Origin of the sequence: Streptomyces sp. PA03-3a (assembly GCF_033792735.1) — a bacterium.
Lineage (GTDB): Bacteria > Actinomycetota > Actinomycetes > Streptomycetales > Streptomycetaceae > Actinacidiphila.
In genome coordinates this window covers 189982-212263 of record NZ_JARAVM010000009.1, presented here as the reverse complement: position 1 = coordinate 212263, position 22282 = coordinate 189982, and the positions used below count along the sequence as shown (strand labels likewise).

The following is a 22282-nucleotide window of genomic DNA, read 5'->3' as shown; positions in this document are numbered from 1 at the left end:
GGAACCAGGGGCACGTCCCGGGTCCAGGAGGCCGCCATGAACGCCGTCCGACAGCCGATGACGGTGGGCGACGTGATGACGTGCAGGGTCGTCGCCGTGACCCGCCGCGCGTCGTTCAAGGAGATCGTGCGGGCCCTGGAGCAATGGCACGTCAGCGCGGTACCGGTGGTGGAGAAGGGCACGCGTGTCGTGGGCGTCGTCTCCGAGGCCGACCTGCTGCGCAAGGAGGAGCGACGCGGGGACGGGCCGCCCCCGGTGGGCGCTTCCGCCGGATCCCGCGGAGCCTCCGCCCTGACCGCCGAGGAGTTGATGACCTCGCCCACGGTCACCGTGCGCGGCGACGCCTCGCTCGCGTGGGCCGCCGGTGCCATGGCGCGGCACCAGGTCAAGCGGCTGCCCGTCGTCGACGAGCGCGGCATGCTCAAGGGCGTGGTCAGCCGGGGCGACCTGCTCAAGGTCTTCCTGCGGTCCGCCGAGGACATCGCCCGCGACGTCCGGGAGAACGTGGTCGCCCGGCTCTTCCCCGGCGCGTGGCGGTCCGTGGAGGTCGACGTCGAGGAGGGGGTCGTCACGCTGAGCGGGCTGCTCGGGGACCGCTCCCTGGTGCCGGTCGCGGACCGCCTGGCGCGGTCCGTGGAGGGCGTCGTGGAGGTGCGTTTCGAGCTGACGCCGAACCGCGTGTGAGGGGGCGGTCCCGGCGCCGGATGCGAGGGCCGCCGGCCGCGCCCACGCTGGGAGGGGGGACACAGCTCAGCCCGAAGGAGCGGAACGCCATGAAGGCATGGGTCTTCCAGGGTCCGGGACGCGCCGCCTGGCAGGAGGTGGCCGATCCCGTCCTCCAGGACACGAGCGACGCCATCGTCCGCGTCGACACTGTCGCGATCTGCGGCACCGACCTGCACATCCTCAAGGGCGACGTGCCGGACGTCGCTCCCGGCACGGTGCTCGGCCACGAGGCCGTGGGCGAGGTCGTCGAGACCGGCGCGGACGTCGACACCGTCCGGCCCGGCGACCGGGTGCTCGTCAGCTGCGTCTCCGGGTGCGGACGCTGCCGGTTCTGCCGTGAGCAGGCCTATGGGCAGTGCCTGGACGGCGGCGGCTGGGTACTCGGTCATCACGTCGACGGCACGCAGGCGGAGTACGTGCGCGTGCCCTACGCCGACACCTCGCTGCACGCGCTGCCGCACAACGTGAGCGGGCACGACGCGGTCCTGCTCTCCGACGTCTTCCCCACGGCCTACGAGGTGGGCGTCCTCAACGGCCGGGTCCGGCCCGGGGACACGGTCGCCGTGGTCGGCTGCGGCCCGATCGGCCTGGCCGCCGTCGCGACCGCCCAGCTCTGCTCCCCGCACACCGTGATCGCCGTCGACGTGGCGGCGGCCCGTCTGCAGGCCGCGAAGAACCTGGGCGCGGACGCCGTGGTCCCGGCGGGCGAGCAGCCGGAGCAGCTGGTGGACGACCTCACCGGAGGGCTCGGCGCGGACGTGGTGATCGAGGCCGTGGGGCTGCCGGAGACCTTCGAGATGTGCACGCGGATGGTCCGGCCCGGCGGCCGGGTGGCGAACGCGGGGGTGCACGGCAGGCCCGTCACGCTCCACCTGGAGAAGCTCTGGAACCGCAACGTCACCATCACCACGGGCCTGGTCGGCACCTACTCCACGCCCACCCTGCTGCGCCTGCTGGAGGCCCGGAAGCTGCCCACCGGCCCCTTCGTCACGCACACCTTCGAACTGCACGAGATGGCGGAGGCCTACGACGTGCTCGCGGCGGCGGCGGACACCGGCGCGCTCAAGGTTGTCCTGGGCGGGCCGCACCATGACGTGCTCGTGCCCAGGTTCTGACCGGAGCGGGCGTGCGGAGCGGGGCGTAAGGGACGCGTCAGGGACACCACGGCCACTCTTGACGGAATCTTAACGGTGTGAGGCTCCCGTACGGGGGTTCGGGAGCCGGCCGATGCGTACGCTGACCAGGCCATCTCGTGGTGGCGGGAATCAGTCGCAGTACGTCAGGAGCCTCCATGACCTCCCCCGTCCCTACGGGTCGCCTGCGCGCGTGGATGCTCGAGGGCCTGTCCGACATGGCCCGGCACCAGCAGGGCGGACAGGCGGCCCCGGAACGGCGTGACCACGGCCAGCGCTGGTGGCGGGTGATGTGCCTGACGGGCGTCGACTACTTCTCCACGCTCGGCTACCAGCCCGGCATCGCGGCGCTCGCGGCGGGACTGCTGTCGCCGGTGGCCACCGTCGTGCTGGTCGTCGTCACGCTGGCCGGCGCCCTGCCCGTCTACCGCCGGGTGGCCCAGGAGAGCCCCCGCGGCGAGGGCTCGATCGCCATGCTGGAGCGGCTGCTGTCGTTCTGGAAGGGCAAGCTCTTCGTGCTGACGCTGCTGGGCTTCGCGGCGACGGACTTCCTCATCACGATCACGCTCTCGGCGGCCGACGCCTCGACCCACCTGGTGGAGAACCCGCACCTGGCGAGCGCGCTGCACGGCAAGCAGATGCTCATCACGCTGGTGCTGGTCGCGCTGCTCGGCGCGGTCTTCATGAAGGGCTTCCTGGAGGCGATCGGTGTCGCGGTCGCCCTGGTGGGCGCCTACCTCGCGCTCAACGTGGTCGTCGTGGTCGCCGGACTGTGGCACGTGGCCACGGCCGGGCACGTCGTCACCGACTGGTCGAACGCCCTCACCACGGAGCACGGAAACGTCCTGGTGATGGTCGGGGTGGCGCTGCTGGTCTTCCCGAAACTCGCGCTGGGCCTGTCCGGGTTCGAGACGGGTGTGGCGGTGATGCCGCACGTCAAGGGCGACGCGTCCGACACCGAGGAACGTCCCGCCGGGCGCATCCGCGACACGAAGAAGCTGCTGACCACGGCCGCCGTGATCATGAGCTGCTTCCTGATCGCGACCAGCTTCATCACCACGCTGCTGATCCCCGCCGACGAGTTCGAGGCCGGCGGCAAGGCCAACGGCCGCGCGCTGGCCTACCTCGCGCACGAGTACCTGGGCAACGTCTTCGGCACCGTGTACGACGTGTCGACGATCTGCATCCTGTGGTTCGCCGGTGCCTCGGCGATGGCCGGGCTCCTCAACCTCATGCCCCGTTATCTGCCGCGCTACGGAATGGCGCCGCACTGGGCGCGCGCGGTGCGGCCGATGGTGCTGGTCTTCACCCTTGTCGCGTTCCTGGTCACGTGGATCTTCGACGCCGACGTCGACGCCCAGGGCGGCGCGTACGCGACCGGTGTCCTGGTGCTCATCTCCTCCGCGGCGATCGCGGTGACCATCGCCGCCCGCAAGGCGGGGCAGCGCAACTGGACGATCGGCTTCGGGGTGATCTCGGCCGTCTTCCTCTACACCACGGTCGTCAACGTCTTCGAGCGTCCGGACGGCGTGAAGATCGGCGCCTGCTTCATCGTCGGCATCATGCTGATCTCACTGCTGTCGCGGCTCGCCCGCGCCTTCGAACTGCGCATCACCGGCATCAGCACGGACGACATGGCCGAGCGCTTCGTACGGGACATCTCCCACCGCACGATCCGCTTCATCGCCAACGAGCCCGACCGGAGGGACGCCGCCGAGTACCGCGACAAGATCAAGCAGATCCGGTCCGACAACGACCTGCCGGCGGAGGAGGACTTCGTCTTCGTCGAGGTGACCGTGGCCGACCCGTCCGAGTTCGAGGCGGGCCTGGTGGTCCGCGGCGAGGTCCTCCACGACCGCTACCGCGTCCTGACCCTGGAGAGCTCCTCCATCCCGAACGCGCTGGCGGCGTTCCTGCTGCACGTCCGCGACACCACCGGACAGCGTCCGCACATCTACTTCGAGTGGACCGAGGGCACCCCGTTCGCCAACTTCTGGCGCTTCTTCCTCTTCGGGCAGGGCGAGGTCGCCCCGGTCACGCGCGAGGTGCTGCGCGAGGCGGAGCCCGACCGGAGCCGCAGGCCCCGCGTCCACGTCGGCTGACCCCCGCACGTCAGGGGCGTGCCAAGACCGGACCGGCCCTCGTCAAGGGGCCGTCAGGGCCGCGCCGGAAGGGTCCGGTCCTGTCTACGGTCGGCCCCATGGAACGGCGAAGGGCTCCCCGGCCCGAACGGCGGGGCACGATCGGCGACCGCCACTGGCGTGCCGACCTGCGACGCGCGCGGGGGTGCGCGCTCGCCTTCCTCTGCCTGGCGGTGCCGCTCGACGCGGTCGCGGGGACGCTCACCCCGCGGCGCGCGGCACTGTGGCTGGTCCTCGCCGTGATCGTGCTCGTGCTGCTCCACCCGGACCGGGTGACCGCGGGCGACGGGTGGCTGGCGGTGCGCGGCCCGCTGCGGGAGCGGCGGGTGCGGACGGACGCGCTGACCCTGGTCCGCCAGTCCCCCGGGGTGTCGCGGCTTCTGCTCCTGTGCGACGCGCACGGCCGGTGGCTGGAGCTCGATCCCCGCGTCCTGGAGGCGAATCCGCTGCTGTGGCACCGGCTGGAGGCAGGGGCGCGGAGTTCCCGCACCGCGGGCACGTTCAGCGAGGGGGAAGAGGTGCTGAGGCGGCTCGGCGAGCGGATCGACGGCGCCACGGCGCGCTCGGTGCTCGATGCGTCCGGGATCGGCTGACCGGCCGCTGCGTCGTCGGTGGTACGTCGGGAAGTGAGGCAGTCCGTGAGCGAGTCGCCGTACCGCGGCGCGTCAGGTGCGGGCCCGCGGGTGGTCGTCGGCCTGAGCGGTTCCCCCGGCAGTCTGGCCGCGCTGCACCGGGCCGTCGCGGAGGCCCGGTCCCGCTCCGCGGGACTGCTGGCGGTGCTGGCGTGGGAGCCGCCACCCGAGGAGTTCGCGCATCGCCGGACGCCGCTTCCGCCGCGGCCGTTCGACTGGGAACAGGAGGCCCGCGAGCGCCTGCGTGCCGCTCTAAGGGCGGCCTTCGGCGCCGACGCCCCGCCCGGGATGCCGGACTTCCGCGCCGGGACCGGGCGCGGGCCCGCCGGGTACGTGCTGGTGAAGGCGGCCGCCCGCGGTGAGGACCTGCTGGTCGTCGGCACGGGGTCGCGCGGACTGCTGCCGCGTGCGCTGCGCGGTTCGGTCGCCCGCTACTGCGTCGCGCACGCGGCCTGCCCGGTGCTGGCCGTACCGCCGTCACGGCTGCCGGCCGGGGTCTGAGCCTCAGCCCCGCAGGTGCTCCAGGACGGTGCGCATCGCGCGCTCCACGGCGCCGCGCGCCGCCTCGCCGTGGTCGGTCGTCTCGAAGCCGTGGGTGCCGTCGGGGAGGTCGAGGACCTCCACGTCCGCCCCCGCGTCCTTGGCGGCGGAGAGGAACTCCTCGACCGTCGCCGCGACCTCCGCCCGCTCCCGCCCCACCCGGGTCAGGACGATCGGCGGTGCGCCCACCGCGCGCACCGCGGCCGCGGGCCGGAAACGGGGGCCGGTCAGGCCCCAGTTGGGCAGCGGCGCGAGGACGGGGTAGGTGGCGGCCACGCAGCGCAGCCACCGCGGGGGCGCGGCCATCCAGTCCGCGGACAGCAGCCCTCCGGCGGAGAAGAACCACAGCGCGACGCGGTCGGCGTCGACCCGCGGATCGGCGCGGACGCGTTCGACCGCCTCGGCGAGGTCCCCGGCGGCGCGGGGGAAGTCGCCGAGTCCGTGCAGCCGGTGGTCGACCATCACGCCGATCGCTCCGAGAGCCGCCGCGAGCCGGCCGTAACCGACGAAGCCCGGCCAGTCGCGCGGTGCCGGCCGGGCGCCGGCCGGCACCGGGCCGCCGTGGACGAACACCACGGCCGGCCGGGGTCCACCGCCGTGGTCTGGTTCCGGAAGGTACAGGTCGGTCCGCTCGCGGCGCTCGCGGGGACACTCGGGCACATCGAGGAGGAACGGCCGCAGGTGCGCGGGCTGTTCGCCCGTCGCGGTGATGCGGTGGCCTTCCCCGGCGGCGGCCTTCAGCAGGACGCCGGCGAGTTCGCCGGGGGCGGAAAGCATCGGCCAGTGGCCGGTGGCCAGTTCGAAGAAGGTGACGCGCGGGTCGGTGAGCGCTTGGAGTCCTGGGTGCCCCAGGGCCACCAGCGCCTCCACCATCGCGATGCTCGAACCGTTGCCCGCGCACAGGACGCCGGTCGTCGGCAGGGCGGCGGCCGCCCCCGACAGGCGCAGCGGCCGGGTGAGCGTCCCGGCGGGCTGGGGCGCGGCGTCGGCGGCGAGCCGCGCCAGCGCCGCCGCGGGCACGCCGGCCGTGCTGCCCCAGTGCTCCCACGCCTTGGGCGCCGGCAGGGTGACGGGCCGCGCGTCGTCACAAGGGGCGGCCGGGGCCGAGAGCCGGGCGCGCATTTCCTGGTCGGGCACCAGGGCCAGCGGCGGGTCGCCGTCCCGGGGCATGCCCGCGTCCAGGTGGACGACGCGGACGACGCGTCCCGGCCGCCGGTCGGCGGCGGCCACCACCGGGTGGATGCCGTAGCCGTGGCCGACGAGCACCACGTCCGCCGCGTCCGGGGAGCCGATACCGTCGATGACGCGCAGGACGTCGTCGACGTGGGTCTCCAGGTCGGTGCCGGGCCCGGCCGGGCCGCCGGAGCCGGCCATGCCGGTGAGGCTCACCGGATGGGCGGCGGCGCCCGACTCCCGCAGCCGCCCGGCGACGTCCTCCCACACCCAGCCGCCCGTGTGGGCCTCGGGAACCAGTACGAACACGGTCATGTGTGCCTCCCCGCACGCGGTGGTCCGCGGTCCGGCCGTCCCCGCCGTCCGCGCTCGCCGGTACGGTAGGAACTCCCCCTGAGGGAGGTTCAAGCGGTGGAGAACGACGGCACGTTGGGCATCGGGGAGCTCGCCGGGCGGGCCGGCCTCTCCGTCAAGACCGTCCGCTTCTACTCGGACCGCGGACTGCTGCCCGAGTCCGGCCGCAGCGCGGGCGGCCACCGCCGCTACGCCCCCGAGGCACTGGCCCGCCTCCGCCTGATCCGCTCCCTGCGCGCCCTGGACCTGCCGGTGCCGGAGGTGGCGCGGGCGCTGGAGCGGGAGGACGCCCTGGAGGACGCCGTCGCCGGCCACCTGAAGACGCTCGGCTCCCGACTGGCCGCCCTGCGCTGGCAGGAGGCCGCTCTGCGGCTGCTCCAGGACTGCACCGCCGAGGAACGCGCCGAGCGGCTGGAGCTCGTCGGCGCCGTCCCGGTGCCGCCGAGCACCGACCCGATGGCCCGCTTCTGGCGCCGCTGGCTGCAGCCCGCGCGGTTGCCCGCTCCCGTGCTGGCCCGGGTCGTCGACCTCGCCGTGCCGCAGCCGCCCGACGAGCCCGGCCCGGCGCAGGTGCTGGCCTTCGCCCGGCTGCACGCCTTCACCTCGGCCTCCTGCCCGCCCGGTGCCGTGCACCGGCTCGCGGCGCACCGGCCCGACGCGGGCCCCCGTCCGGCCATGCTGTACGAGGGGCTCTACGAGGCCTACGAACTGGCCGCGCCGGACGTCCTGGCCGGCCGCGCCCCGGGCGCCGGCGAGGCGCTCGACTGCTTCGTCACCGCCCACGCGCGGTCGTTCCAGGCACGCGACACCCCCGGCTTCCGCCGCAGGCTGAGCGGAATGCTCGCCGTGGAACCCCGCATCGACCGCTACTGGCAGCTCGTGGGCGAGGTCAGGGGCCCGGGCGAGACGACCCCGGGGGCCGCCCACACCTGGCTGCGCTCCGCGCTGGAAGGCCAGGTCACAGCGCGGTGAGGATGCGCGGGCCCTCGTCCGTGACGGCGACGGTGTGCTCGAAGTGCGCTGCGCGGCTGCCGTCCTCGGTGTGCAGGGTCCAGCCGTCGGTGGCCGTGCGGTAGCCGCCGCGTCCCCCGGCCATCAGCATCGGCTCGATGGCAAGGGCCAGGCCGTGCCGCAGCCGGTAACCGCGCCCGGGGCGGCCCTGGTTCGGCACGTGCGGGTCCTCGTGCATCCGTCGGCCGATGCCGTGGCCGCCGAAGTCCCCGGGCATGCCGCACCGGGCCTCGCTCGCGACGGTGCCGATGGCGTGCGAGATGTCGCCGATCCGGTTGCCGACGGTCGCCGCGGCGATACCGGCGTCGAGGGCCCGCCGCGCGGCCTCGACGAGGCGCAGGTCGGCGGGGCGGGCTGTGCCGACGATGAAGCTGATCGCGGCGTCCCCGGTCCACCCGTCCAGTTCGGCACCGCAGTCGACGCTCACCAGGTCGCCGTCCCGCAGCCGGTAGCCGGTGGGGATGCCGTGCACGACGGCGTCGTTCACGGACGTGCAGATCACCGCGGGGAACGGCGTGGGGGCGAACGACGGCCGGTAGCCGAGGAAGGGCGACCGCGCGCCCGCCGCGTCCAGCACGGCACGGGCCGCCTCGTCCAGTTCCCGCAGCGACACGCCGACGCGCGCCGCCTCACGGGCCGCGGCGAGCGCACGGGCCACGACGCGCCCGGCCTCCCGCATGGCCGCCAGCGCGGCGTCCGTCTTGATCTCCACCATGTCCGTTGCTCCTTGTTCCGCCCCCGGGGGCACCCAATTCTTATACCGGTATTAGTATCACGGTCATGGTGCGAACTCCCCTGACCCCCTGGGAACGACAGCGCGGCGAGCGCTTCGGTGCGCTGCTGCGCCGGGCACGCGGCGACCGCAGCATGGTCGAGGTCGCCGCGGCGGCCGGCGTCTCCGCCGAGACCCTCCGCAAGATCGAGACCGGCCGTGCTCCGACCCCGGCGTTCTTCACGGTGGCCGCGCTCGCCGCGGCGCTGGACATCTCGCTGGACGAACTCGCCTTCGCGTGCGTCCCCGAGACGGGGGATGACAGCGCGATGTCCGCGTAGGCGGCGCCCGGTGGGTGTGTGCGGTCCGTTGCGCCCTGCGGGGGGCTGCGCCGGGCTGCCCGGTAGTCGTGTGCGGGTCGCTCACGCCTGCGGAGCGGGTGCCCCGGCTGCCCGGTTGCTCATGTGCGGGTCGCTCACGCCTGCGGTCCGGGTGCCCCGGCTGCCCGGTTGCTCATGTGCGGGTCGCTCACGCCTGCGGCGGGCATCCCCCGCCCTCCCGCCCTCCCCCAGCCTTCGGCCGGGGGGACCCCCATCCGGCGCGGTCAGTGACCGCGTCGCGCGTGCGTGGTGGGCCGGGGGCGGGGCCTCCGGGGCTGCACGTCCTGGACTGGGTTGTTTACGTGCATGGCGGGCGGTACTTGTTGTGCCGTCTCTGCCGCACACAAATATCCCGCAGCGTCCAGAACATCCACCCTCCCCCAGCCTTCGGCCGGGGGTGCCCCCACCTCCCCCGCCCCCTCCGTAGCGTCAGGCGGCTGACGGCCGGAGGGGGGTGAAGAGGCGGTCCGGGTTGCCGCACGCGTCTTGCCGAACCCCACGACGTCAGGCGTGGTCCGGAGGGGCTTTCGAAGGGCTCGGGCCGATGCCAGTGCCGGCTCGGCCGCTCACCGGTGGGCAGGGGTACGCCACTCCCCTGCCACCGGTGCGCGCAGCGTTGTTCGGCCTGCGGGCCCTCTGCTGGGGGCAGTTTCCTGCGGTGTGGGGAGGGGTGGGCCCCATCACCTCCCACCGGGCGTTGGTCGCCCGACGATACGGAGGGGGCGGGGGAGGTGGGGGCACCCCCGGCCGAAGGCTGGGGGAGGGAGGGAGGGCGGGAAACCCCCAACGCCAACCACAGCGCACCCGCACCCGCGACTCAGTCGCCCCCAAAGCCCCCTCCGCCGCCGAAACCCCCACCGTCGCCGAAACCCCCACCGTCGCCGAAGCCGCCGCCGAAATCGCCGCTGTCGAAGTCGCCGCCCGAGTAGTCCCCGCCCTGGCCGTCCGGCGGCGCGCCGCCGTACCCGCCGAGCGAGCTGCCGAGCAGCGTCCCCACGAGGATCCCCGGCAGCATCCCCCCGCCGAAGTAGCCCTGGGCCCAGGGGGCGTAGGCCGGGCCCGCCTCCCAGTACGGGCGGGGGCCACGGGGTGTGTCGACCTGGCGGGCCATGGGTTCCAGGCCGTCCTCGAGCCGGGCGGCGTCGGCGGCGCAGACGGGTACGGTCCGCTCGGCCCCGCCGCCGTCCGGAGTCCACGGCACGTCCTGCACCGACGGCCCGTGGCGGGGGTCGAAGAAGCACGGCGGGCGGCGCTCGGGCAGCGGCCCGCCCTCGATGCGCGCCTCCAGCGTGGCGAGCGCGAAGCGCCCCTCCTCCAGCGCCCGGCTGACCTGCTGCACGTCGCCGGGCGCGTGCGCCCGGTCCATGGCGGTCTTCGCGGTGTCGTAGGCGTCCAGCGCGCGCGTGTAGTCCTCGCGCATGGCGTCGTCGGCCGTCGCGCCGCCGGGGTCGAACCCGATCCGGCCCAGCTCCTCGCCGAACGCGGTGATGTCCTCGTCCACCACCGGGCGCAGCTCGTCGAGCCGGGCACGGTCCCGCTCCTCGCGGCGCCGCTTGGCGCGTCGGGACACAAGGACGGCCCCGCCGCCCCCGACGAGGACCAGGAGGCCGAGCGCGACGAGCACCCCGGTCCCGCCGCCCGTGCCGACGCCGACGGAGCCACCGCCCCACGAAGTGGGGGCGTGGCCGCCGGCCTGCGGCAGTGCCTGCTCGACGAAGCCGGTGACCATCGCCGCGGGGTCGCCGGGGTCGGACCGGCGCACGGCGCCGGTCAGGTTCTCGACGGAGTTGCGCGACATCACGGCGGGGTCCGCTCCGGCGTCGAAGCGGTCGCCGAGGACGACGGCGTACACGCCGGTGATGCCGACCTTGGTCCGCAGGTCCTGCAGGAGGGTGGCGGCGGAGAACTCCGCGGTGTCCGGGAGGACGGCGACGAAGACCGGCCGGTCCGCCTTCTCGATGCGCCCGGCGAGGGTGTCCGCCTCGGCCCGCGACAGCACGTCGCGCGCCCGCGGATCGACGTACACGGGCCCCTCGCGCAGGGCGGCAGCCGCCGTGTCCAGACCGCCCGCGGCCCGCGCTCCGGCGCCCGTCGCGACGGCGATGCAGAGCACCCCGCAGATCACGGCGAGTACCGGCACGAGGCGGAGGATCCGCCGGACGGTCCCCATACCTACGACGCTAACCCAGATCTGGCTGCCGCGGCGCCGCGGCAGCCCGTTCCCCGGGCGGTCTCCGGCATCTCCGATAGGCTGTTCTGTCAGAATTGCCCGACAATGAGCGACATCTACCGGTTGGTTCCGGCGGGTGGGGGCCTGCGGGGACGGACCACATGAGAACGCCCCTCGTTCCCGGGGATGGGTCGTCGCGGTGGACATACAGCAGTCGGCGAAGGATGTCGGTCAGCCCCAGACGGCGGTGGGGCAGGCAGGTGTGTTCCGCGACCTGCTGCCCATCGCGATGTGGCGGATCGACTCGGAGGGGCGCATATCCCAGTGGTCGCTGGCCGCACAGGAGCTCTTCGGCCACACGGCGGAGGAGGTGCTCGGGCGCAGCGCCACCCCGCTGCTGGTCCCCGTGGCGAACTGGGAACTGGCCGACGAGCTGACGCACCGGGTGCTGTCGGGTGAGGCCGTCGTGGGCACGCTGCCGGTACGCCACCGCGACGGCCATCTGGTGACCATGGAGATGTGGATCTGCCCCACCGCCGATCCGCAGGGGCGCACCGGGCTGATGGGCATCGCCGCCGAGACCTCCGCGGTGCTGCGCATGCGGGACTCGCTGGCCGCCCTGGAGGGGCTGTTCACCCAGTCCCCCATCGGTCTGGCCATGCTCGGGCCCGACCTGCGCTACGTAAGGGTCAACGAGGCGCTGGCCCGAATGAACGGCGTCCCCGCCGCCCAGCACATCGGCAGGCGCGTGAGCGAGGTCGTCCCCGGGCTGAACACCATGGCACTGGAGACCGTGATGCGGCAGGTGCTGGCCCGCGGCGAACCCGTGCTGGACTTCCGGGGCCTGGGGCGGACGGGAGCCGACCCCCGCACCGAGCGGGTCTGGTCGTGCTCGTTCTCGCCGCTCCTCGGCGGCGGCGGCCGCCGGCTCGGCGTGATCGCCAGCCTGATCGACATCACCCGGGAGGAGCGCGCGCAGCTCCAGGCCACCCGCGGACGGCAGCGGCTCGCCCTGCTCGCCGAGGCGGGCACGCGTATCGGCACCACGCTCGACCTGCGGCAGACCGCGGAGGAGGTGGTGCAGGTGCTCGTCCCCCGGGTGGCCGACTCCGCCGACGTGCACCTGCTGGAGGAGGTCCTCGACCCGGACGAGGCCACGGCCTCCGCCCACGGCATGGTGCGCCGTCTCGCGGTCGCCTTCGCCGACCCCGCGGCCCCGGCCGAGGACCTGGCCGTCGGCATGACGCACCAGGTCCCCCGGGCGTCGGCGTACGAGCAGGTCATGGTGGAGGGACGGCCGATGAGGCTCACCAGGGCCGACATACCCCGGCTGGTGCCCGGCCCGGAGAACGAGCGGCTGCGGAGCTATCTGCGCACTCTCGGCTGCGCACGCATGGTCCCGCTGGTGGCCCGCGGCACGGTGCTGGGCATCGTCATGGTCACCCGGTCCCGCAGGCGCGAGCCCTTCGACGACCAGGACAACCTGCTCATCGACGAACTCGCCGCCCGCGCGGCGCTCGGCATCGACAACGCGCGGATGTACTCCGCCCAGCGCCGCGCCGCCCTGACCCTGCAGCGCAGCCTCGCCAACACCGCGCTGCCCACGGTGCCCGGGCTGGAACTGGCCGGCCGTTACCTGCCCGCCAGCGACCAGGAGGTGGGCGGCGACTGGTACGACGTCATCGCCCTGCCGGGGGACAGGACCGCCCTGGTCATCGGGGACGTCATGGGCCACGGGGTGCACGCGGCGGCCGTCATGGGGCAGCTGCGGACCACGGTGCGCACCCTGGCCCGGCACGACATACCCCCGGTAGAGCTGCTCCGGTCGCTGGACGCGGCCGTCGCCGATGTCGGCGAGAACGAGATGGCCACCTGCGTCTACGCCGTCCACGACCCGGCGGACGGCAGCTGCCTGGTCGCGCGCGCCGGGCACCCGCCGCCTGCGGTGGCGGGCGCGGCGGGCGAGGTGGCCTTCCTGGACGGCCCGAGCGGTACACCGCTCGGCGTGGGCCGCCGGGACTTCCAGACCGAGCGGGTGCGGTTGCCGCCGGGCGCCGTGCTGGTGCTCTACACCGACGGCCTGATCGAGGCCCGCGACCGCAACCTCGACCAGGGCATGCGCCAACTCGCCCGCGCTCTGCGCCATCGCGGCCGGCCGCTCTCCCGGGTCTGCGACCGCGTCCTCGCCCGTCTGCTGCCCCGGGGCGCGCAGGACGACGTCGCGATCCTGCTGGCCCGGCCACTCCACCCGACCACCCGCCATGAACCCCCGGACTGAGCGCGCGACGGCGCCCGGCGGGCCACGCGCCACCGGCAGGACGGGCCGATACCGGAGCCGTGCCCGTACGGGCGCCGCTCCCGGGCCCCGGCGGGGAACCACCCCCTGTGACGCAGCTCGCCCGGTTCTCCCGCACGTGCGACGGTGGTAGCGATGGACAACCCGGCCAAGACGTTCAGCGAGTCACCGGAGGACCCGTTCTCGGTGCACGGCGCGGCCTCGGTGGTACTGGACGACGACGCCTCCGTGGTGGGGTGGAGCGCGCGCGCCGAGACGCTGCTCGGCCACCGGGCGGAGGACGTGCTGGGCCGGCCGGCCCCGGAACTCTTCGTCCACCCCGCCGACATGGGGCTGGTCCTGGATGTGACCGCGGCGTGCCTGCGCGAGGACGGCTGGTTCGGGGTCGTGCCGGTGCTGCACCGTGACGGACGCCGGGTGGAGGTGGGCTGCCGGGTCCGGGCCGTCGCGCGGGAGGACGACCGCCGCGAGTGGTACGTGGTCGCGGCGCCCGCCACCGAGGTCGTGCAGTGGGAGACCGACCGATGGGTGCTGGACGGGCTGTTCCGCCGCTCCCCCATCGGGCTGGCGGTCTTCGCGCCCGACCTGACCTTCCTGCGCGTGAACCGGGCGATCACCAAGTTCAGCGGCGTCCCCGCGGAGAAGCACCAGGGTCTGCGCACGGCGGACTTCCTCTTCGGGCCGGACGCCGAGGCCGTGGACGACCAACTGCGCCGGGTCCTCGAGACCGGCCGGTCCTCGATCTTCTCCGAGCAGCCCTGCCGGCTGCGCCGCGACCCGCAGCGCGAACTGTACGTGGCGGTCTCGGCGTTCCGCATGGAGGACACCTACGGGCACGTGCTCGGGGTGACCCAGACCGTCGAGGACGTGACCGAGCGCCACCGGGCCCGCCGCAGGCTGGCCCTGCTCAGCGAGGCCGGGGCCCGCATCGGCACCACGCTGGACGTCGGCCGCACCGCCCGCGAACTGGCCGAGGTGGCCGTGCCGGGGCTGGCCGACAGTGCCTCAGTCGACCTGCTGGAGGCCGTCCCGCAGGGAGAGGAGCCCGCCCAGGACGCCTTCCCCGTGGTCTGCCGCGCGGCGGTGCAGTCGGCCCTCCCGGACACCGAGCGCATCATGTACCCGGTGGGCCGGACCATCCGCATCCCCCCGGGTTCCACGCAGGCGCGTTCGCTGGCCGAGGGCCGCCCGGTCTTCGAGTCGGACATGGACCGGGCGTTGGCCTGGCTCGACGAGGACCCGGCGCGGGCCAGGGCGGCCCGCGAGGTCGGCGCGCACTCCCTGATGGTGGTGCCGCTGGTCGCCCGCGGGCTCGTGCTCGGGCTGATCAGCCTCTGGCGGACGCGCGGCCGCGAGCCCTTCGAGGCCGACGACCTCACCCTCGCCGAGGAGTTCGCCGCACGCGCGGCCCTGAGCATCGACAACGCCCGCCGCTACACCCAGCAGCACCAGGCGGCCCTGACCCTGCAGCACAGCCTGCTCCCGGGCAACGTGCCGTGGCACCCCGCCGCCGAGGTGGCCCGCCGCTACCTGCCCGCCAACACCGCCACCGGCGTGGGCGGCGACTGGTTCGACGTCATCCCGCTCTCCGGGCTGCGTATCGCGCTGGTGGTGGGTGACGTCGTCGGCCGCGGTCTGCACGCCGCGGCCACCATGGGCCGGCTCCGGACGGCCGTGCACACCCTGGCCCACCTGGACCCCACGCCGGACGAGGTGCTGTCGCACCTCGACGACCTCGTGGACCGGCTCGCCTCGGAACAGCTCGAGACCGACGAGAACGCCCCGCCGGTCGTCGGCGCGACCTGCCTGTACGCCGTCTACGACCCGGTCTCCCGGCGCTGCTCGCTCGCCCGGGCCGGCCATCCGCCGCCGGTGGTCGTCACCCCGGAGGGACGGGGCAGCCTGGTCAACATCCCCGCGGGCCCGCCGCTGGGCCTCGGCGGCCTCCCCTTCGAGACCGCCGAGATCGAACTGGCCGAGGGCAGCACGCTCGCGCTGTACACCGACGGCCTCCTGTGCACCCGCTGCCGCGACGTCGACGACAGCATCGCGATGCTGTGCGGGGCGCTCACGGCGCCGTCCGGCTCGCTGGAGGAGACCTGCGGCGCCGTCGAGGACACCCTCCTCAAGGGGCGCCGCGCCACCGAGGCCGCCGACGACGTGGCCCTCCTCGTCGCCCGGACCCGCGTCCTCGCGCCGGAGCAGGTCGCCACATGGGACCTCCCCCCGGACGCCACCGCCGCCGGGCAGGCCCGCTCCTTCGTGGAATCCAAGCTCGCGGAGTGGGGGCTGGAGGAGGCGGCCTTCGTGACCGAACTGATCGTCAGCGAGCTGGTCACCAACGCGTACCGCTACGCGGGCGGTCCCATCACACTGCGGCTGATCCGCGACAGCCACCTCATCTGCGAGGTCTCCGACGCCAGCAGCACCTCCCCGCACCTGCGGCGTGCGCGGACGACGGACGAGGGCGGCCGCGGGCTGTTCCTGGTGGCCCAGCTCAGCGAACGCTGGGGCACCCGCTATACGCGCGAGGGCAAGACGATCTGGGCCGAGCAGCCCCTGCAGGGGGACTTCTGACCGGGTACGGCACGTGGGCCTTCGGCCCGTGCGCCCGCCGTGCCGCGCCCCGCCCCCGGGGCTCCGCCCCGGGGGCGGAAGGCCGGAGGGCGCCATGGCCGCGACCGCGTCAGCCGGCTCCCGCACGCCGGCGGCCCCCGAGACCGGATCCCGCGGCTCGCGGCGCCACGCCCGAGCACGACCGCGGCGCGATCGCCATGCGGTCGGCTGCCCGCCGGAATCGCCCACCCCGTCGCCGCGTCCGGTACGACGCCCGTGCGAACGCGCCGCCGTGGACCGCGTCGCCTTTCGCAGGACGGCCCGGCCGCTGCCCACTGCGGGGCCGAGCACGGCTGCGGCGTGATCGCACCGACGGCCGGGCCCGCTGGGCGGGCTCAGCGCGGTGGCAGGGCGGTGCCGCAGCGGGAGCAGTACAGGGCGTCGCTCTCGCCGGACAGGCGGCCGCACTCCACGCAGACGCGGTGCAGCAGGCAGGCCGCGTCACCCGCTTCCGGCGCGGCGGCGGGACCGGCAATGGTGAGGCCCGGGCGGCGGGCGTGCACCGTGAGGTAGGTCAGTCCCGCGGCGCCGGCGGACAGCGCGCGGCAGGTGCCGCGCGGCAGCCAGGCGAGGGCGCCGGGCGCCAGGGTCGTCTGGCGTCCGCCGTCGTCGCCCGAGAGGTGTCCACCGCCGGCCACGACGTACAGCAGGACGTCCAGGTCGGCCTCGACGTGCGGCCGGACCTCCGTGGCCGCCGGAAGGCGGATGACGTTGGCGTCGAGCTGGCGGCGGTCCGCACCGAGCCGCCACAGCGCTCCGCGCTGCCCGACGGGCGTACGGCCGATCAGGTCCGCCACTTGGGCGAGGACACCCGGCACGGGCTTGGTCTCCACGTTCGTCCTCCCTGCACGTGTGGAACAGCCGAACGCTACTCCGGCCCGCGCGCCGCCGCACGGCGGCGGGGAGCGGCGACGCGCGGCGCCCGACGCGACGCGCGCACCGGGGAGGCGGACGATGGGGTCATGACGCCGCAGCGGACGCCGCCGGGGAGGCCGTGATGCCAGTGGGCCGGATCGGGTTGGTCGTGCACGGGGCGCGCGAGGACGCGAGCGAGGCCGCCGCGGCGGTGCAGCGCTGGTGTGCGCGCCACGGGGTCCCCGCGGTGGAGATCGACGTGTGGCGCAAGGACCGCCCCCGGCACAGCGGTGAGGAGGAGGCGGCCTCGGCGGGCTATCCGGACCTGGTCGTGACCCTCGGCGGCGACGGCACGTTCCTGCGCGGCGCGCGGGTCGCCGCGGCGTGCGGGGCGGCCGTACTGGGCGTGGACCTGGGGCGCGTCGGCTTCCTCACCGAGGTGTGCACCGAGGACATCGAACGGGCGCTCGACTGCGTGCACGAGGGCCGGGCCACCGTCGAGGACCGTATGACGCTGACGCTGCGGGCGTCGCGGCCACTGGAGATCCCCGAGGGCATCGAGTCGCTGCTGCGGTACGGTCGCGGGCCGGCGCTCCCGCCGCCGCGGGTACGGCCCAGCGAGCCCGAGGACGTGGGCTGGGGCGTGCCGATGGCCGTCAACGCCGTCAACGACGTCGTCTTCGAGAAGCTCGCCCGGGACCGGCAGGCCAGCCTCGCGGTGTACCTGGGGGGCCGTCTGTTCGCGTCCTACTCGGCGGACGCGGTCGTGGCGGCCACGCCGACGGGTTCCACCGCGTACAGCTTCGCCGCCGGAGGCCCGGTGGTCTCCCCGCGCATCGACGCGATCGTGTTCACCCCCGTCGCACCGCACATGGCCTTCGACCGCACCCTGCTGGCGGCCCCGGACGAGGTCCTGGCGGTCCGTGTGCTGACCCGCTCCGGCCGGGTCGCGGTCAGCATCGACGGCCAGCTGAGGGGCGTCCTGGATCCGGGCGACTGGGTCGGGGTGTACAAGGCCCGGCACCGGCTGCGGCTGATCCGGCTGGGCCCGACCGACTTCTACGGGCGGGTGCGCGACCGCTTCCGGCTCAGTGACGCCCCGGCCGCGGCCGCCGACGGGGAGGCCCCGCCGCTGTACCGGCCGAAGTCGCCCGTCCCGCCCGACCTGCGGAATCTCCGTCTCCCACCGCCGGAAGGGCACTGACCCCGCCCTGCCGGGCGATTCCCGCCAGCTCCCGCGCCGGCCCGGTCAGGTCGCGCCCGCGGGCCCGCACCACACGCAGCGTCCGCGTGAGGTCCAGTCCGGTCACGGGGACGGCGACGACGCTGCCGCTCGCGAGTTCCGCGGTGAGCGCGAGGGAGCTGAGGACGGCCGGGGCGAGCCCGTCGGCGACGGTGGTCTTGATGGCGGTGGTGGAGGGGAGTTCGAGCAGCGGGTCGGCGAGCGCGAGCCCCGATGCCCGGGTCAGGGCGTGCTCGAGGTGGCGGCGGGTGCCGGAGCCGCGTTCACGGCTGACCAGGGGTGTCGCGGCGAGTTCGGCGGCGCCGATGCCGGACCGGCGGCGCGCCCAGGGATGGGAGGGGGCGACGACGACGGTGAGCTCGTCGTGCGCGACCGCCTGGGCGACCAGGCCCCGCGGTACGTCCGGGCCCTCGACGAAGCCGAGGTGGGCCTCGCCGGCCAGGACGGCCGCGGCGACGTCCTCGGAGTTGCCCGCGGTGAGCGCGACCGTGGTGCGCGGGGCGCCCGCCCGCAGGGCCAGCAGCCACTGCGGCAGCAGGTACTCGGCCACGGTCATGCTGGCCGCCACCTGCAGCCGGCACTCGGTGGTGCCGCGCAGCGAGGTGATCCCGGCGTCCAGGGACGCGGCGGCGTCGACGGCGGTGCGCGCCCAGTCGGCGACGAGCGCGCCGTGCTCGGTGAGCCGCGAACCGCGCGGTGACCGTTCCAGCAGGTGCAGGCCGAGCCTGCGTTCGAGGTGCCGGAGGCGCGAGCTGGCGGCGGGCTGGCTGACGCCGTGGGCACGCGCGGCCGCGCCGACGCTGCCGAGGCTCGCGACCGACAGCAGCAGGTCGAACGCCGCCAGGTCGCTCACTCGCTCGGGCAGGGGCATAAGCCCAGTCTATGACCCCATCCGGAAGTGGTCCCTACCGGCGGGACCCGGCCGGGGCGACGCTGAGGGCGTGCCTTCGACGCTCGCCGCCCCCTCCCCGCCCGGCGCCCACCCGCGGACCGGGGCGCCGCGGGACCCGGAACACCGCTCCCGGCTCTTCCGCGACCTCGGCCCCAACTGGTACGCCTCCGTTATGGGCACCGGCATCGTCGCCACGGCGGCGGCCGGACTCCCCGCGCACATACCGGGGCTGCGGACGGCGGCCACGGTCGTGTGGGCCCTGGCGGCCGTCTGGCTGGTGGTGCTCTCCGCGGCCTGGGCGGTGCACTGGACCCGCCACCGCGAGCGCGCGCGGGCGCACGCGGGCCATCCGGTGATGGCGCACTTCTGGGGCGCACCGGCGATGGCGCTGCTCACCGTGGGCGCGGGCACCCTGGCGCTGGGTTCGGACTGGATCGGGCCCCACACGGCCCTGGCCGTGGCCGCGGTGCTCTGGTCTGCCGGCACCGTGCTGGGGCTGGTGACCTGGGTGTGGATCCCGTACCGGGCGATGACCGACCACCGCGTCTCCGCCGACTCGGCGTTCGGCGGCTGGCTGATGCCCGTCGTCCCGCCGATGGTGTCCGCGGCCACCGGGGCCGCCCTGGTCCCGCACCTCCCGGCCGGGCAGGCCCGGCTGACGCTCCTGCTGGCGTGCTACGCGATGTTCGGGATGAGCCTGATCGCGAGCCTGGTGATCATCCCGCAGATCTGGGGCAGGCTGGTGCGCCACAAGACGGGCCCGGCGGCCATGGTGCCGACCCTGTGGATCGTGCTCGGCCCGCTGGGGCAGTCCGTCACGGCGGCCAACCTCCTCGGGCACGCGGCGCCCACCGCCCTGCCCCGCCCCTACGCCACCGGGGCCGAGGTGTTCGGCTACCTCTACGGCGTGCCCACGTGGGGTTTCGCCATGATGTGGCTGGCCCTGGCGGCGGCTCTCACCCTGCGCACCGCGCGGAACGGCCTGCCGTTCACGCTGACCTGGTGGAGCTTCACCTTCCCGCTGGGCACCTGTGTGACCGGCACGAGCGCCCTGGCGCTGCGGCTGCACTCGGCAGCCTTCCAGGGGGCGGCGCTGGTGCTCTACGCGGGCCTGGTGGCGGCGTGGGCGCTGGTCGCGGTGCGTACCGTACGCGCCGGGGTGCGTGGGACGCTGTTCCTGCCGCCCGCCCCGGCGCCCCGCGCGTGAACCGACGGTTCAGAGACCCTGCCAGGCCGGCTTGGCCGCGTAGGTGGCCCGGAAGTAGTCGGCCAGCTTCAGCTTGGACGCGGCCGCCTCGTCGACGACGACGGTGGCGTGCGGGTGCATCTGGAGCGCGGAGGCGGGGACGACCGCCGCCAGCGGGCCCTCGACGGCGAGGGCGACCGCCTCCGCCTTGGCCTCGCCCGTGGCGAGCAGCACGAGGTGCCGGGCCTCCAGGATGGTGCCGATGCCCTGCGTGATGACGTGGTGCGGCACGTCCTCGGGGCGGTCGAAGAACCGGGCGTTGTCCTTGCGGGTCTGCTCGGTCAGCGTCTTGATCCGGGTCCGCGAGGCCAGCGAGGAGCACGGCTCGTTGAAGCCGATGTGGCCGTCGGTCCCGATGCCGAGCAGTTGGAGGTCGACCCCGCCGGCCTCCGCCAGCGTCCGCTCGTACGCCGCGCACGCCTCGACGACGTCCTCGGCGGTGCCGTCCGGTCCCATGAACGACTCCTCGGCGAGGCCGAGGGGCTCGACGACCTCGCGCAGCACCACCGAGCGGTACGACTCCGGGTGCCCCGCGGGCAGGCCGACGTACTCGTCCAGCTGGCAGATCCGGGCGCGGGACACGTCGGCGCGGCCCTCGCCGGCCAGTGCGGCGAGTGACCGGTAGACCGGGAGCGGGGTCGATCCCGTGGCGACGCCGAGCAGCGCGTCGGGCTTGCGGCGCAGCAGGTCGGCGACGGCGCCCGCGATGAGTTCGCCGCCCGCGGCGGCGTCCGGAACGATGACGACTTCCACTTCGGGACCGCCGATCTGGTGAGAGAGACCGCAAACTGGTTTAGACCAATTTAGCAGCCGGGACCCCCGGAGATCCACCACCGGCCCGGGGGTGCCTTCGGGCGAATGCGGCGCCCGCCGCGTTGGACGGCTCACCCCCGGTGGTAGCAAGCAGGGACAGGCGCTCCGGACGCGGGCGTGCGGGCCGGGCGCGACGGGGAGGTGCGGGACGGTGTCCCAAGGACGGCGGGTCCGGATCCGCGCCGGGCGCCGGGAGGTGCGCGGGCCCGCCGGGCGGCCCGGCGTCCGGGTGTTCCCCGCGCTGAACACGGCCGCCGCCTACTCCTGGCGGCTGCTCGTCGTGGGGGCCGTCGTCTACGCCGTGTTCGCCACCCTGGGACGGTTCCACGAGATCGCGGTGGCCGTCTTCCTCGGGCTGGTCGGCACCGCCATGCTGCGGCCGCTCACCGATCTGCTCGCCCGCGCGATTCCGCGCTCGCTGGCCGTCGCCGTCTCGCTGATCGGCAGCATCTTCGTCGTGTTCGGCATCCTGGCGCTGGTCGGCGAGGTGGTCGCCGGCGAGGCCGGCGGACTGCAGCGGGAGTTCGGCGCGGGACTGACACGGATCGAGCGCTGGCTGGAGACGCCACCGTTCCGGCTCGACCCCGCGGCGCTCACCGACCTGCAGTCGAAGGTCGGGCAGTGGCTCTCCAGCCACCGGGCGGCCCTGATCAGCACCGCGCTCAGCGGCGCCGGACGCCTGGTCGAGGTGCTGACGGTCTTGGCGCTGGCGCTGTTCTGCTCGGTGTTCTTCCTGCACTCCGGCGACCGGCAGTGGTCCTGGTTCTGCGGGCAGCTGCCGAGGTCGGTCCGCGGCCGGGTGTCGCTGGCGGGCCGTGCGGCATGGCGTACGTTCACCGGCTACACCCACGGGATCGTGCTGGTGGCGGCGACCAACGCGATCCTGGTGGGGGTGGCGCTGTACCTGCTCGGGGTGCCGCTCGCGCTGCCGCTGGCACTGCTGGAGTTCTTCGCCGCGTTCGTTCCGCTGATCGGCTCGCCCATCGCCCTGGCGGTCGCCGCCGTGGTGGCGCTGGCGGCGAAGGGGCCCATCATCGCGGCGGTCGTCGTCTGCCTGATCGTCGTCATCGGCCAGATCGAGGGCCATGTACTGCACCCGCTGGTGATGGGCTGGGCGGTGCGCCTGCATCCGGTGGTCGTCGCCCTCACCGTCATCGGCGGGGCCATCGCCGCCGGGGTGATCGGCGCGGTGGTGGCGGTCCCGCTGGTTTCCGTCCTCTGGTCGATCTACCAGGCGCTGCGCGCCACGGAGTAGCACGCGCAAGTTTTTGCGGTGCTTCCGCAACACCCTGTCGGCTGGACGACACTCCAGCGCAAGCGCGTGTCGGCTGAGACGAAAGCCCGGTCGG

The 22282-nt window shown here is 74.7% G+C and carries 18 protein-coding genes; 12 read left to right on the top strand and 6 right to left on the bottom strand.

The window, feature by feature from the left end; translation table 11 throughout:
- The first annotated feature begins 36 nt into the window (after window positions 1–36).
- The 5 genes from PV342_RS13990 to PV342_RS13970 all read left to right on the top strand — a co-directional run bounded on the left by PV342_RS13990 (window position 37) and on the right by PV342_RS13970 (window position 5133).
- On the top strand, window positions 37–684 hold the full coding sequence (locus PV342_RS13990; protein ID WP_400807791.1) for a CBS domain-containing protein: 648 nt from the start codon (window positions 37–39) through the stop codon (window positions 682–684).
- 89 nt (window positions 685–773) lie between these two features.
- Window positions 774–1841, top strand: a complete 1068-nt coding sequence (locus PV342_RS13985) for a zinc-binding dehydrogenase (RefSeq protein ID WP_500317297.1) — start codon at window positions 774–776, stop codon at window positions 1839–1841.
- Window positions 1842–2017: 176 nt separating this feature from the next.
- The gene (locus tag PV342_RS13980; protein ID WP_391576216.1) at window positions 2018–3961 is read left to right on the top strand and encodes an APC family permease; all 1944 of its coding nucleotides are present in this window, start codon (window positions 2018–2020) and stop codon (window positions 3959–3961) included.
- Between the two features lie 98 nt (window positions 3962–4059).
- The gene (locus PV342_RS13975) at window positions 4060–4593 is read left to right on the top strand and encodes a hypothetical protein (RefSeq protein ID WP_400807784.1); all 534 of its coding nucleotides are present in this window, start codon (window positions 4060–4062) and stop codon (window positions 4591–4593) included.
- A gap of 45 nt (window positions 4594–4638) precedes the next feature.
- Window positions 4639–5133 carry a universal stress protein gene (locus PV342_RS13970; RefSeq protein WP_400807783.1) on the top strand — a complete coding sequence of 165 codons (495 nt, stop codon included), beginning with the start codon at window positions 4639–4641 and terminating at the stop codon, window positions 5131–5133.
- A 3-nt stretch (window positions 5134–5136) separates the two neighbouring features.
- On the opposite strand, the gene PV342_RS13965 is transcribed toward PV342_RS13970, so the two are convergent.
- Window positions 5137–6660: an alpha/beta hydrolase gene (locus PV342_RS13965; protein ID WP_400807782.1), complete on the bottom strand. Its 1524-nt coding sequence runs from the start codon at window positions 6658–6660 to the stop codon at window positions 5137–5139.
- A gap of 96 nt (window positions 6661–6756) precedes the next feature.
- Between PV342_RS13965 and PV342_RS13960 the strand changes: the two genes are divergently transcribed.
- Window positions 6757–7671, top strand: coding sequence for a helix-turn-helix domain-containing protein (locus PV342_RS13960; RefSeq protein WP_400807781.1), 915 nt, complete (start codon window positions 6757–6759; stop codon window positions 7669–7671).
- Here PV342_RS13960 and map read toward each other — a convergent pair.
- A complete protein-coding gene (map, locus tag PV342_RS13955; RefSeq protein ID WP_386993172.1) occupies window positions 7658–8425 on the bottom strand; it encodes a type I methionyl aminopeptidase in 768 nt (255 codons plus the stop codon). The two genes, PV342_RS13960 and map, sit on opposite strands and share 14 nt — an antisense overlap.
- Before the next feature lie 65 nt (window positions 8426–8490).
- Between map and PV342_RS13950 the strand changes: the two genes are divergently transcribed.
- Window positions 8491–8763 carry a helix-turn-helix domain-containing protein gene (locus PV342_RS13950; protein WP_018562545.1) on the top strand — a complete coding sequence of 91 codons (273 nt, stop codon included), beginning with the start codon at window positions 8491–8493 and terminating at the stop codon, window positions 8761–8763.
- Window positions 8764–9619: 856 nt separating this feature from the next.
- Here PV342_RS13950 and PV342_RS13945 read toward each other — a convergent pair.
- A complete protein-coding gene (locus tag PV342_RS13945) occupies window positions 9620–10972 on the bottom strand; it encodes a hypothetical protein (RefSeq protein ID WP_500317293.1) in 1353 nt (450 codons plus the stop codon).
- 199 nt (window positions 10973–11171) lie between these two features.
- On the opposite strand from PV342_RS13945, the gene PV342_RS13940 reads away from it, so the two are divergent.
- Together PV342_RS13940 and PV342_RS13935 are read left to right on the top strand one after the other, a co-directional pair.
- Complete coding sequence (locus PV342_RS13940) at window positions 11172–13250, top strand: SpoIIE family protein phosphatase (protein ID WP_500317291.1); 2079 nt, start codon at window positions 11172–11174, stop codon at window positions 13248–13250.
- Between the two features lie 153 nt (window positions 13251–13403).
- Entirely contained in the window at window positions 13404–15845 is a 2442-nt protein-coding gene (locus tag PV342_RS13935; protein WP_500317289.1) for a SpoIIE family protein phosphatase, read from the top strand.
- Window positions 15846–16219: 374 nt separating this feature from the next.
- On the opposite strand, the gene PV342_RS13930 is transcribed toward PV342_RS13935, so the two are convergent.
- Complete coding sequence (locus PV342_RS13930; RefSeq protein ID WP_400807773.1) at window positions 16220–16717, bottom strand: hypothetical protein; 498 nt, start codon at window positions 16715–16717, stop codon at window positions 16220–16222.
- 164 nt (window positions 16718–16881) lie between these two features.
- Between PV342_RS13930 and PV342_RS13925 the strand changes: the two genes are divergently transcribed.
- Entirely contained in the window at window positions 16882–17943 is a 1062-nt protein-coding gene (locus tag PV342_RS13925; protein WP_400807771.1) for an NAD(+)/NADH kinase, read from the top strand.
- On the opposite strand, the gene PV342_RS13920 is transcribed toward PV342_RS13925, so the two are convergent.
- Entirely contained in the window at window positions 17828–18853 is a 1026-nt protein-coding gene (locus tag PV342_RS13920) for a LysR family transcriptional regulator (protein WP_400807769.1), read from the bottom strand. The two genes, PV342_RS13925 and PV342_RS13920, sit on opposite strands and share 116 nt — an antisense overlap.
- Window positions 18854–18923: 70 nt before the next feature.
- Between PV342_RS13920 and PV342_RS13915 the strand changes: the two genes are divergently transcribed.
- Window positions 18924–20081, top strand: coding sequence for a TDT family transporter (locus tag PV342_RS13915; RefSeq protein WP_500317287.1), 1158 nt, complete (start codon window positions 18924–18926; stop codon window positions 20079–20081).
- Between the two features lie 9 nt (window positions 20082–20090).
- On the opposite strand, the gene PV342_RS13910 is transcribed toward PV342_RS13915, so the two are convergent.
- On the bottom strand, window positions 20091–20873 hold the full coding sequence (locus PV342_RS13910) for a glucosamine-6-phosphate deaminase (protein ID WP_400807764.1): 783 nt from the start codon (window positions 20871–20873) through the stop codon (window positions 20091–20093).
- A gap of 256 nt (window positions 20874–21129) precedes the next feature.
- Here PV342_RS13910 and PV342_RS13905 point away from each other — a divergent pair, with 256 nt between their 5' ends.
- Window positions 21130–22188, top strand: coding sequence for an AI-2E family transporter (locus tag PV342_RS13905; protein WP_400807866.1), 1059 nt, complete (start codon window positions 21130–21132; stop codon window positions 22186–22188).
- The last annotated feature ends 94 nt before the right edge of the window (window positions 22189–22282 follow it).